Below are 14,563 nucleotides of genomic sequence, written 5' to 3' on the forward strand. Positions count from 1 at the left end.
TGCGGCAGCTCCTACAGGCTACATGTCAGCTATAGATAAGCCCCTTCAATCCCCAGCCTTTCATTCATGCACTCCTCTGACCCGGTTTCGAACTCCCGGCAGATCAGCGGACGTACCTCATAGATAGTGCACCTCATCGTGTTGCGATCCAGTGCGGCGCACCAGCCGTCGTCCAGGCGTAACATGACTTCGCCGCCCCAATCATCGGTGTCAATAAAGCGTTCAGGCACGCCGGTGTCGGTAATCAGCATGACTTCAAGCTGGCAGCAGCAGGCTGCGCAGGTCGAACACGTGATAGCGGTTTCGGTAGGGATCGGGCGGGTCGGGATCAGGATAGGGGTCATAGGCGCGCAGTGTATGTCAGTGCGAGGCAGGCATGTTATCTGACTGACCGGCGAGCAAGCGCCCAGCCCGCCATTGCAGAAGTGGAAACACTGCAGCCCATAGCACCGCGAGCAAAACCATACTGGGCCACAAGCCCAGCGGCAATTGCACGTCAGCCAGTTGCGAGCCGGCGTAATACGACATCGGCCCACCTATCGCCCCCAGCAGGCTGGCGCGCCACCAGGGTTTTGCCGTCCAGGCCAGGCAATGCCTGAGCGTGGTGCCCAATACTGCCCAGAGCAGAATCAGCCACAGTGGAATCAAGAGTCCATTACCGCCGAAGTCGAAGACGCCCAACAGCATCAGCGCACTGTCCAGCACCGTACCCAGTGCAGTTATCCACAGCAGTAATTTACCTTCGGCAGCCCACGAGCTTATCCACAGCAAATGAATAAGCAGCACGCCGACCGGTATCAGCAACCAATAGCTGTTGCCGCCCATCACACAGGCAAACCAGCCCATCTGGAACAGCGCGGCGTTGGCTATCTGTTTAAGCATCGAAACGGCCCAGCAATGGTTGTGGCATTGCGCAAGGTTTCGCCAGCAGCAACTGCGCTGTACCAATGGTGCGTTCCAGGAAACCACCCTCGCAGTAACACAGGTAAAACTCCCAGAGTCGCAGGAAGTAATCGTCGTACCCCAATTCCGCGAGGTTGCCGTGTGCGTGCTTGAAGTTGTCGTGCCAGAGGCGCAGGGTGCGGGCGTAATGCAGGCCGAAATCTTCCATGTGCAGTAGATTCATGTCGGTATCGCGGCCGACGATTTCCAGCATCTTGTGCACGGAGGGCAATGCGCCGCCGGGGAAGATGTAACGCTGGATGAAGTCGACGCTGCGTTTGGCTTGTTCGTAGCGTTGCTCGCGGATGGTGATGGCTTGCAGCAGCATCAGGCCATTGTCCTTGAGCAAATGCGCACACTGCTTGAAGTAGGTGGGCAAAAAACGGTGACCGACTGCCTCGATCATTTCGATGGACACCAGCTTGTCGAACTGCCCGGTGAGGTCCCGATAATCCTTGAGCAGCAGGGTGATCCTGTCCTGCAGGCCCAGCGTCTCGATGCGCTTCTCGGTGTACGCAAACTGTTCTTTGGAGAGGGTCGTGGTGGTGACTTTGCAGCCATAGTGCTGCGCGGCGTAAATCGCCAAGCTGCCCCAGCCGGTGCCGATTTCCAGCAAGTGATCATCGGCTTTGAGACCCAGCTTCTGGCAGATACGCTCCAGTTTGTTCAGTTGCGCCTGTTCCAGCGTGTCTTCCGGTGTCAGGAACTGCGCGGCGGAATACATCATGGTTGGATCCAGGAACTGTTCGAACAGCTCATTGCCCAGATCGTAGTGAGCGGCGATGTTTTTTTGCGAGCCTTCACGGGTATTGCGATTCAGCCAGTGCAGCCCTTGAATGAACGGACGACTCAGGCGCGCCATGCCGCCCTCCATGGCATCCAGTACATCCAGATTACTGACGAACACCCTGATGACCGCAGTCAGGTCGGGCGAAGTCCAGTAGCCGTGGATGTACGCTTCGCCTGCGCCGATGGAGCCATTGCTGGCGACCATGCCCCAGACCGCGGAATCAAGAACCTGGATTTCTCCCTGGACCAGTGATCCGGCAGCGCCGAACACATGGCGTTCTCCACCTTCAGTGACTACCAGTTGGCCGGTACGCAGCCGCGCAAGCTGACGCAGTACACCTCGTCGCAGGATATTGGCCGTCAAACTGTTGGTGCCCAGATTGGCCGAAAAACTGCTGCTACTGCTTTTCATGGCGTTGACCCTTCAATTGCGTGGCGGCAGTGCGGTAGTCGCCGTCAGCGGCCTGATGAGGAAAAATCGGAATACGTTTCAAAAGCAGACGCAGGGCTTGCCAGTAAATCGCCAGACAGGTCTTGGCGGTCATCCATGGAAAGGCCAGCAGATAACGATGCAGGTTGCCCCGGTTCAGGTCCTGACGTTCAAGGTTGAGCGTGGCGTCGAAAATTTTCAGCTCGCCTTGCCAGTCCGCCATGTGTACGCCGAGACGCTCGCCCGGTGGGCTGAAACTCATGCGGTACTCAAGGTCGCGAGGCAGAAACGGTGAAACGTGAAAGGCTTTGGCCACCGCGAAATGCTGATGCCCCTCGCCATCGGCCGGCAATACATAGTGGTAGCGCTCGCGCCATGGGGTATTGCTTACTTCACAGAGAATTGCCGCCAGAGTGCCGTCTTCTTCGAAGCAATAAAAAAAGCTGACCGGATTGAACGCCAGGCCCCAACTGCGCGCTTGGGTCAGCAGGCATATCCTGCCCTGCGGCGTATGACCGATGGCCTGGCTGACGCGCTCGCGCACAGCGTCTATCAGTGGGATGCCTTGCCGGGTTTGTTCTCGCAGGTAGTCCGTTTCGCGAAACGAAAACGGCGCCCAGCGACTGTTGCCAGCGACCGGCGACACATTCAACACAGCGCTTTGTTCGTGCAGGTCCAGATACAGCAGGCCTATTCGATACCGGAAGTCGTGGGCTCGCGGCGCAAAACGCCGGTGGGCGATCCAGCCGCTGTACAGGGCGCTGTTCACAATGATTCGCCCAGTGCCGAGGCGACGCGCAGTCCGCTGATCACGCCGTCTTCATGGAAACCATTTGCCCAGTACGCGCCGCAGAACCAGGTGTGGTTAACACCGTCGAGTTCGGACCAGCGCGCCTGCGCCTCTACGCCTGCCAGGCTGTATTGCGGATGGGCGTAGCGGTAACGAGCGAGAATTTTGTTCGGGTCGATGGCCTGGGTCTGATTGAGGCTGACGCAGAACGTCGTTTCGCTGTCGATGCCCTGCAGGATGTTCATGTCGTAAGTCACGGCGGCCAGTTGTTGCTCGCCACCGCCGAGCCGGTAGTTCCAGCTGGCCCAGGCCAGCGGTCGCTTGGGCAACAGACTCGTGTCGGTATGCAGCACCACGTCGTTTTCGGCGTAGGGCAGGGCACCGAGGATTTCCCGTTCGGCTACGCTCGGTTGCGCGAGCATTTTCAGGGCCTGATCGCTGTGACAGGCGAACACGACTTTGTCGAAGCGTTCGATGCCTGCGGCGCTATGAACGGTCACGCCTTCTGCATCCCGCTCAACGCGATTGACCGGGCACGACAGGCGAATCCGCTCGGCAAAAGACTTGGTCAGGGGTTCGATATAACGGCTGGAACCGCCTTCGATGACGCACCACTGCGGCCGGTTGCTGACTGACAACAAACCATGATTCTTGAAGAAGCGCACAAAGAACTGGAGTGGGAATGCGAGCATGTCTGCCAGGGACATGGACCAGATCGCCGCGCCCATGGGCACGATGTAGTGCTCAATGAAACGTGTGCCGTAACCCCGGCTGTGCAAATAGTCGCCCAAGGTTGTGTCCTGAGCAATGCGCTGGTTTTCCAGATCGCTCAGTGCTTCACGGTTAAAACGCAGAATGTCGCGCAGCATGCCCCAGAAACTCGGAGACAGCAGATTGCTTCGCTGGGCGAACAGGCTGTTGAGGTTATTACCGTTGTATTCGGTCCGGGTCTTCGGGTCGCTGACGGAGAAGCTCATTTCGGTAGGCTTGAACGCGACCCCGAGCTGACCCAGCAGGCGAATGAAGTTTGGATAGGTCCAGTCGTTGAACACGATGAAACCGGTATCGATGGCGTAATCGCGACCGCTCACCTGTACATCAACGGTATGGGTATGCCCGCCAATCCAGTCGGCTGCCTCGAACACCGTGATGTCGTGAGAGCGGTTCAGCAAATAGGCGCTGGTCAGGCCGGCGATACCACTGCCGATGATGGCGATTTTCATTGGGCATCCTTGGTCTGGGCCGCTGAGCGGGCCATGCGTTTTCCTAACGCGAGTTGTACACGGGTGGGGAGCAGCGCCAGTAACCGCAGGGTCATGATGAACAATCCGGGGAAGGCTATTTCCATGGGCCGACGATTCCGCTGCAAGCGTTCGGCAATATATTTCGCGGCTTTCTTGACCGGCCAGCGCATGGGCATGGCGAAGTCGTTCTTGGCGGTCAGCGGGGTATCAACGAAGCCAGGGCTGACGACGGTAACGTCAATGTGTTCGTGGGCCAGATCAATCCGCAGGGATTCGAAGAGGTAGCGCATACCCGCCTTGGACGCGCCGTAGGCCTCGCTGCGGGTCAGCGGCAGATACGTCACCGAACTGCAAACGCCGACCAGATGCGGCTTGTTGCCTTTGCGTAGCAGCAACAACGCCTCTTGCACGCAATAAGAGCTGGCCAGCAGGTTGGTGCGAACCACTCGCTCAAGCAGCGCAGCATCGAAGTGATTGGTGTCTATGTATTCGCAGGTGCCGGCGTTGATGATTGCGCTGTCCAGAGCGCCCCATTCCTGATCGATGCGATCGCCGATGGCGGTAATTTGCTCGCCGTCGTTCAAATCCCCCGGCGCGAGCAATACCTGGCCGGGAAAGCGCCGCTCCAGTGCTTCAAGGGGGGGCAGCGTCCGGGCCGTGAGCGCCACATGGTGACCGGCGATGAGCAGCTCTTCAGCGAGCGCGAGACCAATACCACTGCTGGCTCCGGTCAACCAGATACGTCGCATGTTCGGATTACTCATCCCAGTCTCCTTTTCAGCCAACTGATGAGCTGGCCCATGATCGGCAAGTGCTCGTACAGCAAAGCGCCTGCGTCGAAATAATCGCGATGTTGATAAACCTTGTCGCGCCAGAGCAGATGCGAGCAGCCCTCAACCCGGATGGTTTTACCTCTGACAAGGCGCGGATGTGAGTAGCTCATGGTCCAGCGTAAATAACCGTTGCCTTCACTGACCTGGTCAAAACCATGGAAGTCGAAACGCAAATCGGTCACGTTGGCGTACAGATCGGCGAAGTAGCGGCGCATTTGCGGCAGCCCATGAATCTGATGCAGCGGATCAGTGAACTGCACGTCCTCGCTGTACAACTCGCCGAGCCGGTCAAGACTGTTCTTGTCCAGAGCGGCAAACTCATGAGCAAAGCGCTGCAGGAAATCAGTCATCAGCAACTCCGGCTGCGGGCTGGCGATGAGGCAGGGCCTTGAACGCGGCCAATGCACGGGCGCGACTGCTGCTCAGGTCGACAATAGGTTTTGGATAGTTGGCAACGCCGAACAAGCCACCGGCAGCGGCGGGGTTGTGGACTTCTTTCTTGTTGAGCTCGGCCAGTTCCGGTAGCCACTGCTTCAGGAAGCGTCCTTCAGGGTCGAATTTTTCCGATTGCGACAATGGATTGAAAATCCGGAAGTAGGGCGATGAGTCCGTGCCTGTAGAAGAGCTCCACTGCCAGCCACCGTTGTTGGCGGCCAGGTCACCGTCGATCAGGTGCTTCATGAAGAAGCGTTCGCCTTCGCGCCAGTCAATCAGCAGGTTTTTGGTCAGGAACATCGCTACGACCATGCGCAGGCGGTTGTGCATCCAGCCGGTGTCGAGCAATTGGCGCATGGCAGCGTCGATGATCGGCAGACCGGTGCGTGCTTCTTGCCACGCGGCCAACTCTTCTGGCGCGTCCCGCCATTTCAGCGCTTCGGTTTCCGGGCGGAAAGCACGGTGGCGTGAGACGCGTGGGAAGCCAACCAGAATGTGTTTATAGAATTCGCGCCACAGCAGCTCGTTGATCCAGGTGACGGCGCCGACGCTGCCAGTTTCGAATTCACCCTGATTGCTGCTCAGGGCCGCGTGCAGGCATTGGCGCGGCGAGATCACGCCTGCGGCCAGGTAGGCCGAAAGCTGACTGGTGCCGGGTTTGGCCGGGAAGTCACGTTCGGAGCGGTAATAGTCGATCTGCTCATCGCTGAACTCGGCCAGACGCCGACTGGCTTCGTCTTCACCCGCAGGCCACAAGGCTTGAAGTGCCTGAGTGGGCGTTGGGAAACCCTTTACCTGTTGGGGGATGTGATCACTCTTTATGTCCAGCGGAGTCTGCGGTTCTGGGAGGCGAACAAGCGGCGGCATGGCCTGATGCATGCGGGCGTAGCAGACTTTGCGGAACTGGCTGAAGACCTGGAAATAGGTGCCCGTTTTGGTCAGCACGCTGCCGGGTTTGAAGAACAACTGATCCAGGTAGCTGCGCCACTGAATGTCGGCGTCTTGAAGGGCGTCGGCAACGGCTTCATCCCGGCGGGTCTCGTTGATGCCATATTCTTCGTTGGCATGTACGGTCTGGATATCGTGTTCGCGACACAGCTCCAGCAGTACTTGCGGTGCTTGATCCCAACTGTCGGCCACGCGAATCAGCAACGGCACGTTCAGTGCGCCCAGCGCTTTTTGCAGTTCCACCAGGTTGCGCAACCAGAAATCCACTTTGCACGGCGCATCGTCATGGCTGAGCCATTGACCAGGACTGATGAGATACAAAGCCACAACAGGACCCTGCTCCATGGCAGCACTGAGGGCGGTATTGTCGTGAACGCGCAAGTCGCTGCGCAGCCATAGCAGTTGCATGTTTATTCCTTAGAGAAGGTCCAGTAGCTGCAAGGCGGCGAGGGCGCCGAGCGGGTCTTCAGCCAGATGCAGCCCTTGTATCTTGTTGATGGTCATGGCGAGGTCGTCGCAATGAATACGCACACAGGCACCAGCCAGCACGGTCGGGCACTGGACGTTGCTCAGCAGTTTCGGGAGTTGCCCGTGATGCAACGCTTTGCTGGAGTAGAGCAGCACTGCCCGCGGCTTGAGGTGTTCGACCGCCAGTGCCAGTTCGCCGTTGGGTAGCGGCCAGTCGAAAACTTCCACCGGGCAATCAGCATTGCTGACCAGCCAGGCGCTCAGCCACAACTGCGGTTCCAGCGGCAGGTCGGAGTGGTTCACCAACAGGACCGGCGTACCGCTGAGTTGACGGTTGTTGTGGTAGATACGGGCACCCAGTTTGCTGCGCAGCCATGAGTAAAAGAACACGCGCTCCATCTGCCCGCCAAATTTCCCCTGCCAGCGGAACTCCAGCTCAGCCAGCAGTGGCAGCAGGAGTTGCTCGCAGACCGTGCGTGGCGGGTAGAGCGACATGGCTTGGTTGAAGAGGTCGTCGACGCGGCGCTCGGCCAGTTCAGCAATGGATTTGATCAGGTTCTGGCGCAGGTCGTCCCAGTCGTTACCGGCAATGCCGGTGTCGGGCTGACGGCTGTCGATAAGGTTTTTGACCTGGCTGACCGATACACCACGATTAAGCCAGGTCAGAATATTCATCACTCGCAGGACGTGCTCGTGGGAGTACAACCGATGACCTTTGGCTGTGCGGTGCGGCACGATGAGCCCATAGCGTCGCTCCCAGGCCCGCAGTGTGACGGCGTTGACGCCGGTCTGGCGAGCCACCTCGCGGATGGGCAGCCAGTTGCCTTGCGCAGCGGTTTCTTCGCTGTTTTGCTCGGGTGCGGGGATCTTGATCAGAGTGTCGGTCATGGGTTAGATCGCATTTCGCAGGCTGAGATTTTCCGGATGAGGCTGCATGTAAACCTGCAGGGCTACATACGGATCCGGGTGCTGGCGGAAGTGGTGTTTGAGCAGCGTCAGCGGCACGATCAACGGCACGATGCCTTGGTGGTACTGCGCGATGAGTTGCTGAATTTCCTGCTTGTCAGCGCTACTGAGGGTTTGCTTCAGGTAGCCGCTGATGTGCTGCAGGACATTGGTGTGAGTACGGCGAGTGGCGGGCTTTTTCAGGGCGCTCATCAGGTCACTGAAATAGCGCGGCGCGATGTCGTTCGGGTCACTGCGGCCCATGTTGCCCAGCAGGCTGCCCAGCGCTTTGTATTGCACGGGGTCGTTGGCCATGAGCTGATATTTATAGCGCGAGTGAAATTCGGTCAGGCTGCGACGGGTAATGCCAGCCTTGAGCAGTTCCTGCCAGGCGGCGTAGGCAAACACCCGGGTAATGAAGTTTTCGCGCAGCACCGCGTCATTCAGGCGGCCGTCTTCTTCTACCGGAAGGTTTGGGTGGCGTTCGCAAAACGCCTGGGCATAAATCCCGCGTCCTCCCCCCTCAACGGGGGCGCCATTTTCCGTGTAGACCTTGACGCGCTCCAGGCCACAGGACGGCGACTTCTGCATAAAGATGTAGCCGCAGATATCGCCCAGCTCTTGCGCCATCTTGACGCCGTAGTCGGCCAGAGGCTGAGTGACATTGAGGTCTTTGTTGACTGTGCCGACGGCTTGAGGGCTTTGCGCATCGCCGACCAGACGAATCGGTTCACGAGGGATGCCCATGCCGATCGCCACTTCAGGGCAGGCGGTGACAAATTCGAAGTACTCGGTCAGCTCGCGGGTGCATAAATGGGATTCTTTATGACCCCCATTGAACCGCACCTCATCGCCCATGAGGCAGGCACTGATGCCAAGTTTCGGTTTATGGACTGCCGGTGAGAGCATGCGAACCTCTGAACTGACTTGTACAGAGTTAATTTTCTGTACAACGTTGGTTCATCATAGGTTCAGCAGTGTACAAGTCAAATGGTTTGTATAGGTTTTGTATCGGGCTGGGGGCTGGGGGCTGGATGGCGCGGGTCATGTGGGAGCAGAGCTTGCTCGCGAGAAGAGCTCCCTGTTCCATGTCCTGTAAGTGAGGGGGAGTTACAGTCGGCGTATTGCTGCTGTCAGTGATGCGGTCTTCCCGGCTGAGGCGGACGGCTGCTTCCATGACGCAGCTGCCTGCGCGTTACTTCCAGCCCATTCTCCAGGCATCCGAGTCCTGCAAGGTTTGCCAGGGCAGGCGTTCACTGCGCTGGGTCAGCACCGCTTGCAGTTCGATTTCCAGCACCGTGCCTTCGTCGTCGCGGAACAACTCGGTGACCAGGAAATGCTTTTCCCGGTTGAGCGGCTGTGCTGCCGTCCATTTCGACAGCAGCAGTTTGCGCGGATTGAGGCGGTTCAATTCAGGTGTTCCAGTAAACGGCGCGCGGCTTCCTGACCGCTGAGCCATGCACCTTCTACACGGCCCGACAGGCACCAGTCACCGCATACATAAATGCCCAGATCCGGATCGGACAACGCGCCCCATTCATGCGCGCTACCGGGGCGAGCGTACAGCCAGCGATGCGCGAGGCTGAACGTCGGAGCTGGCACTGCGCAGCCGATCAACTCGGCGAACGCACCGTGCAGATGCTCAATGACTGCCTCTTTGGGCATGTCCAGGTGCTGGCGGCTCCAGGTGCTGGTGGCATGCAGCACCCAAGTGTCCAAGGTGTTGTCGCGTCCGGGTTTGCTGCGATTACGGGCAAGCCAGTCGATGGGGCTGTCTTGCACGAAGCAGCCTTCCAGAGGTGTCTGCAGGGCGCTGCCGAATCCCAGCGCGACGGCCCAGGTGGGCTCCATCTTCACACTGGCCGCTACGCCAGCAAGTTTAGGCGCACTGGCCAGTAGCGCGGTTGCCTGCGGAGCTGGCGTAGCAATGATGACGTGGCTGAACGGACCATGACTCTGGCCGTCGGCATCCTGCAGATTCCAGTGCTGTTCACCCCGGAATACCTCGGTAATCCTGCAAGAGAACGACACCTCAAGGTCGCCAAGCATGGCGCGGGTGATTGCGCTCATGCCCGGTTTGCCCACCCAGCGCACTTGCTCGTCGGGGGACGGGCTGAGTTGGCCCGCGTGCGAGTTATAAAGCGACGGTGTCCACGGGGCGGCACAGCCCTGAGTCTGCCACTGCTGGACGGCGGCCATGAAACGGCGGTCGCGGGCAGTGAAATACTGTGCGCCCATATCAAGCGAACCAGCATCACTGCGTTTGCTGGACATCCTTCCGCCACTGCCGCGGCTTTTGTCGAAAAGATGTACGGGATGCCCGGCGGCATGGAGCGCTTGGGCAGCTGAGAGTCCGGCGATACCGGTACCGATGATTGCGATAGGTACAGTCATAGGGGCCTCGTTACCTTGTCTGCACAGACTACGCCGTAGTTAAAACCTGTACAATATCGTTTTTCGGTATAACTAGCTGTGATCTACTGTCCGGATCCAGCGCAATGTGTCTCGTACGGCTCGAGCTTAAAATCCGACACTTGAGGGTATTGGGCAACTATCCGAAAGGATGGGCTGTCTGCTCCCTCGTGATGTTTGACCTATTGTTCAAGAGCAATCTGCTGACGTGAACAGATGCGGCCATAAAAAATAGACTACCGAATACTCGCGAACGCCACGCAAGGAAACCTGCCATGCACATATTGCTGACCGGCGGTACTGGTTTGATAGGGCGGCAGCTTTGCCAGCTCTGGACGCAACAGGGTCATCAGGTCACGGTCTGGAGTCGCAGACCTCATGACGTTCCGAAGCTGTGTGGCATTGCTGTTCGAGGGGTTGCCCAGCTCAGCGAACTGAGTGAACAGCCGCTCGATGCGGTGATCAACCTTGCCGGTGTGCCGATCGCAGACCGACCCTGGACGCGGAAGCGCAGAACTCAGTTGTGGGACAGTCGCATTGGCTTGACCGAGCAATTGCTGGCCTGGTTTGAGTCGCGGGCGCAAAAACCGCAGGTACTGATCAGTGGTTCGGCGGTGGGTTGGTACGGTGACGGGGGCGAGCGTGAACTGGATGAAACGTCGCAGCCTGTCAAAGAGGATTTCGCCAGTCACCTGTGTGGTGCCTGGGAAGAAACTGCGCAGCGAGCCGAAGCTCAGGGTGTACGGGTGGTGATCATTCGGACCGGCCTGGTGCTCTCCGGGGACGGCGGAATGTTGCAGCGTCTGCTACCGCCTTTCAAATTCGGTATGGGCGGGCCTATCGGTAACGGCAGGCAGTGGATGCCGTGGATACACATCAAAGACCAAATCGCTGCAATTGATTTTCTGTTGCACAAGAGTGATGCACAAGGTCCGTATAATCTCTGCGCACCTCACCCGGTCCGCAATCATGAGTTTGCCAAGACGCTAGCAGGTGTTCTACACCGCCCTGCATTCATGCCGTTGCCTGCACTGGCTTTGAAAATCCTGTTAGGCGAATTGTCTGTTTTGCTGTTGGGCGGTCAGCGTGCTCGACCTGCTCGCCTGGAAGAGGCGGGTTTCACATTCCGGTTTACCGAACTGCACACTGCCCTGGACGATTTCCTCGGCCGTCACTGAAATAGGATGTTGCATGACCGATCACGCGCTGTTGCTGGTCAACCTGGGTTCACCAGCCTCCACGTCTGTGGCTGATGTTCGCCGTTATCTCAACCAGTTCCTGATGGACCCCTACGTCATTGATTTGCCGTGGCCGGTTCGCCGACTGTTGGTGTCTTTGATCCTGATCAAGCGCCCGGAGCAATCCGCGCATGCCTACGCTTCCATCTGGTGGGATGAAGGGTCGCCTCTGGTGGTGTTGAGCAAGCGTCTGCAGCAAGCCATGAGCAAAGAGTGGAGCCACGGGCCCGTCGAGTTGGCGATGCGTTACGGCGAGCCTTCCATTGAAACCGTGCTCACTCGACTGGCTGCGCAAGGCATCAGCAAGATCACCCTGGCGCCGCTGTATCCGCAGTTCGCCGACAGCACGGTGACGACGGTGATCGAAGAGGCCAAACGGGTTGTAAAGGCCAAGTCACTGAACGTGACGTTCTCGGTATTACAGGCTTTTTATGACCAGCCCGAATACATCGATGCTTTGGTTGCAAGTGTAAAGCCGCACCTTGAACAGCCTCATGATCACCTGCTGCTGAGCTTCCATGGTTTGCCCGAGCGGCACCTGACCAAGCTTGATCCGACCGGCAATCATTGCTTCAAGGATGCTGACTGCTGCAAGAACGCATCGCCGGAGGTCCTCGCCACCTGCTATCGCGCACAGTGTCTGCGCTCGGCAGCGGTGTTTGCCAAACAGATGGGCATTGCCGATGGTAAATGGTCAGTGTCGTTCCAGTCGCGGCTGGGGCGTGCGAAATGGATCGAACCCTACACCGAGGCACGTCTGGAAGAACTGGCCGCACAGGGCGTTAAGAAGCTGCTGGTGATGTGCCCGGCGTTCGTCGCCGATTGCATCGAGACGCTGGAGGAGATCGGTGATCGCGGCGCTGAACAGTTCAAGGCTGCTGGGGGGGAGGAACTGGTGCTTATACCGTGCCTGAATGACGACCCGAACTGGGCTGCGCAACTGAACACGCTGTGCGAGCGGGCGCCGGTGATCTTGTGAGGGGAGTGCCTGGCCTTGTAGGCACTGCCTCACGGCTGTAGGAGTGAACTTGTTCGCGAGACAATAGGCCTGCGTACACAGGTATGGCGCCTCGCCAACAAGTTGGCTCCTACAGGGACTACGATCTGCCTTTAAGGCAGCTGATCATCCAGATGCTTGTTCTTCCAGCCGTCATTACCCGGCAGCAGCAGGTTCAATGCGATAGCGGTTACGGCGCACAGGGCGATGCCTTTTAGGCCGAAGTCGTCAGGGCCGTTGCCGGTACCGATCAATACCCCGCCAATACCAAACACCAGAGTGACTGAAACGATCACCAGGTTGCGGGCTTCTGCCAGATCGACCTTGTGACGAATCAGGGTGTTCATGCCGACCGCGGCAATCGAGCCGAACAACAGGCAGAGAATCCCGCCCATCACTGGCACAGGAATGCTTTGCAGCAGTGCGCCGAACTTGCCGATGAACGCCAGAGTGATCGCGAAAACTGCCGCCCAGGTCATGATCTTCGGATTGTAGTTCTTGGTCAGCATCACGGCGCCAGTCACTTCGGCGTAGGTCGTGTTGGGTGGACCGCCGAACAGGCCTGCTGCGGTGGTCGCTATGCCGTCACCAAACAACGTGCGATGCAGACCAGGTTTCTTCAGGTAATCACGCCCGGTCACGCTGCCGACCGCAATCACACCTCCGATGTGTTCAATAGCGGGCGCCAGGGCTACCGGCACGATAAACAGAATCGCCTGCCAGTTGAACTCCGGTGCCGTGAACGCTGGCAGTGCCAGCCACGGAGCGGCCGCGATCTTTGCGGTGTCGACCACGCCAAAGTAGAACGACAGGGCGAAGCCCACCAGCACGCCGGAGATGATCGGCACCAGGCGGAAAATGCCTTTGCCAAACACCGCTACGACCAAGGTGGTCAGCAGCGCAGGCATCGAGATCAACATCGCAGTGCTGTACGGGATCAACTCCGCGCCGTCGCCACTTTTGCCCATCGCCATGTTGGCCGCAATCGGCGCCATGGCCAGGCCGATGGAGATAATCACCGGGCCGATCACAACAGGTGGCAGCAGCTTATCGATGAAGCCAGTGCCCTTGATCTTCACGGCGAGGCCGAGAAAGGTGTAGACGAAACCCGCCGCCATGACGCCGCCCATGGTCGCCGCAAGGCCAAACTGGCCCTTGGCAAGAATGATCGGAGTGATGAACGCAAAGCTCGATGCCAGAAAGACGGGCACCTGACGTCCGGTGACGATCTGAAACAGCAATGTACCCAGGCCTGCGGTAAACAGTGCGACGTTAGGATCCAGCCCGGTGATCAGCGGCATGAGTACCAGCGCGCCGAACGCCACGAAGAGCATCTGCGCACCGGACAGCACGGTGCGCCACAGTGGATCGTTGAACTCGTCCTGCCTCATCATTAATCCTTTTGCTTGGTGCCAAAAATTTTGTCACCGGCATCGCCCAGGCCCGGAATGATGTAGCCATGTTCGTTCAGGCGCTCATCAATGGACGCGGTGTAGATGATCACGTCAGGGTGCGCGGCCTCGACCACGGCAATGCCCTCTGGCGCAGCGACCAGGACCATGGCGCGGATTTCCTTGCAGCCTGCTTTTTTCAGCAGATTGATTGTGGCAACCATCGAGCCACCCGTGGCGAGCATCGGGTCAATGATCATGGCCAGACGCTCGTCGATTTCCGGAACCAGTTTCTCCAGATACGTGTGCGCCTCAAGGGTTTCCTCGTTGCGCGCGACACCCACGGCGCTGACTTTGGCGCCCGGGATCAGGCTGAGTACGCCGTCGAGCATGCCGATGCCAGCACGCAGAATCGGCACTACAGTGATCTTTTTTCCGGCGATTTTTTCGACCGGCACAGTACCGGCCCAGCCCTGGATCTCATAGGTTTCCAGCGGCAGATCGGCGGTGGCTTCGTAGGTGAGCAGGGCACCGACTTCCTGAGCGAGCTCACGGAAATTCTTGGTGCTGATGTCAGCGCGGCGCATCAGGCCGAGCTTGTGGCGGATCAGCGGATGGCGGATCTCACGGATAGGCATAGGAAAAAGCTCCGGCGGGGGGCAAAAAAACGGCCTAGGTTAATCTATTCAGCTGTTACTGTC

The 14,563-nt window shown here is 58.6% G+C and carries 16 protein-coding genes; 2 read left to right on the plus strand and 14 right to left on the minus strand.

Annotated features, from left to right (window positions below; translation table 11 throughout):
* Positions 1-29: 29 nt before the first annotated feature.
* From ACYASS_RS02715 to ACYASS_RS02770, 12 genes are all read right to left on the minus strand, one after another.
* A complete protein-coding gene (locus ACYASS_RS02715) occupies positions 30-344 on the minus strand; it encodes a YkgJ family cysteine cluster protein (protein WP_463584988.1) in 315 nt (104 codons plus the stop codon).
* A gap of 16 nt (positions 345-360) precedes the next feature.
* Positions 361-882: a DUF2878 domain-containing protein gene (locus tag ACYASS_RS02720; RefSeq protein WP_463584989.1), complete on the minus strand. Its 522-nt coding sequence runs from the start codon at positions 880-882 to the stop codon at positions 361-363.
* Positions 875-2,143 carry a class I SAM-dependent methyltransferase gene (locus ACYASS_RS02725; RefSeq protein WP_463584990.1) on the minus strand — a complete coding sequence of 423 codons (1,269 nt, stop codon included), beginning with the start codon at positions 2,141-2,143 and terminating at the stop codon, positions 875-877. Before ACYASS_RS02725 ends, ACYASS_RS02720 begins: the two co-directional genes overlap by 8 nt.
* Complete coding sequence (locus tag ACYASS_RS02730; protein ID WP_463584991.1) at positions 2,130-2,930, minus strand: DUF1365 domain-containing protein; 801 nt, start codon at positions 2,928-2,930, stop codon at positions 2,130-2,132. The genes ACYASS_RS02725 and ACYASS_RS02730 overlap by 14 nt, the downstream gene beginning before the upstream one ends.
* Entirely contained in the window at positions 2,927-4,174 is a 1,248-nt protein-coding gene (locus ACYASS_RS02735) for an NAD(P)/FAD-dependent oxidoreductase (protein WP_463584992.1), read from the minus strand. The genes ACYASS_RS02730 and ACYASS_RS02735 overlap by 4 nt, the downstream gene beginning before the upstream one ends.
* On the minus strand, positions 4,171-4,959 hold the full coding sequence (locus ACYASS_RS02740; protein ID WP_463584993.1) for an SDR family NAD(P)-dependent oxidoreductase: 789 nt from the start codon (positions 4,957-4,959) through the stop codon (positions 4,171-4,173). The genes ACYASS_RS02735 and ACYASS_RS02740 overlap by 4 nt, the downstream gene beginning before the upstream one ends.
* Complete coding sequence (locus ACYASS_RS02745) at positions 4,956-5,378, minus strand: nuclear transport factor 2 family protein (RefSeq protein ID WP_463584994.1); 423 nt, start codon at positions 5,376-5,378, stop codon at positions 4,956-4,958. The genes ACYASS_RS02740 and ACYASS_RS02745 overlap by 4 nt, the downstream gene beginning before the upstream one ends.
* Positions 5,371-6,819: a deoxyribodipyrimidine photo-lyase gene (phrB, locus tag ACYASS_RS02750; protein ID WP_463584995.1), complete on the minus strand. Its 1,449-nt coding sequence runs from the start codon at positions 6,817-6,819 to the stop codon at positions 5,371-5,373. The genes ACYASS_RS02745 and phrB overlap by 8 nt, the downstream gene beginning before the upstream one ends.
* 9 nt (positions 6,820-6,828) lie before the next feature.
* Positions 6,829-7,767 (minus strand): MerR family transcriptional regulator, encoded by a 939-nt coding sequence (locus ACYASS_RS02755; protein WP_463584996.1) that lies wholly within the window; start codon positions 7,765-7,767, stop codon positions 6,829-6,831.
* Positions 7,768-7,770: 3 nt separating this feature from the next.
* Positions 7,771-8,733 (minus strand): YbgA family protein, encoded by a 963-nt coding sequence (locus tag ACYASS_RS02760; RefSeq protein WP_122664713.1) that lies wholly within the window; start codon positions 8,731-8,733, stop codon positions 7,771-7,773.
* 286 nt (positions 8,734-9,019) lie between these two features.
* Positions 9,020-9,235 (minus strand): TIGR02450 family Trp-rich protein, encoded by a 216-nt coding sequence (locus tag ACYASS_RS02765; protein ID WP_243245627.1) that lies wholly within the window; start codon positions 9,233-9,235, stop codon positions 9,020-9,022.
* On the minus strand, positions 9,232-10,218 hold the full coding sequence (locus ACYASS_RS02770; protein ID WP_463584997.1) for an NAD(P)/FAD-dependent oxidoreductase: 987 nt from the start codon (positions 10,216-10,218) through the stop codon (positions 9,232-9,234). The genes ACYASS_RS02765 and ACYASS_RS02770 overlap by 4 nt, the downstream gene beginning before the upstream one ends.
* 293 nt (positions 10,219-10,511) lie before the next feature.
* On the opposite strand from ACYASS_RS02770, the gene ACYASS_RS02775 reads away from it, so the two are divergent.
* A complete protein-coding gene (locus tag ACYASS_RS02775; protein ID WP_463584998.1) occupies positions 10,512-11,414 on the plus strand; it encodes a TIGR01777 family oxidoreductase in 903 nt (300 codons plus the stop codon).
* Between the two features lie 13 nt (positions 11,415-11,427).
* Complete coding sequence (gene hemH, locus ACYASS_RS02780; RefSeq protein WP_463584999.1) at positions 11,428-12,453, plus strand: ferrochelatase; 1,026 nt, start codon at positions 11,428-11,430, stop codon at positions 12,451-12,453.
* Between the two features lie 131 nt (positions 12,454-12,584).
* On the opposite strand, the gene ACYASS_RS02785 is transcribed toward hemH, so the two are convergent.
* Both ACYASS_RS02785 and upp read right to left on the minus strand, forming a co-directional pair.
* The gene (locus ACYASS_RS02785; protein WP_122666281.1) at positions 12,585-13,862 is read right to left on the minus strand and encodes a uracil-xanthine permease family protein; all 1,278 of its coding nucleotides are present in this window, start codon (positions 13,860-13,862) and stop codon (positions 12,585-12,587) included.
* Positions 13,863-13,864: 2 nt separating this feature from the next.
* Positions 13,865-14,500, minus strand: coding sequence for a uracil phosphoribosyltransferase (gene upp, locus ACYASS_RS02790; protein WP_243245623.1), 636 nt, complete (start codon positions 14,498-14,500; stop codon positions 13,865-13,867).
* Between the last annotated feature and the right edge of the window lie 63 nt (positions 14,501-14,563).

This window comes from Pseudomonas sp. HP_14 (assembly GCF_055283875.1).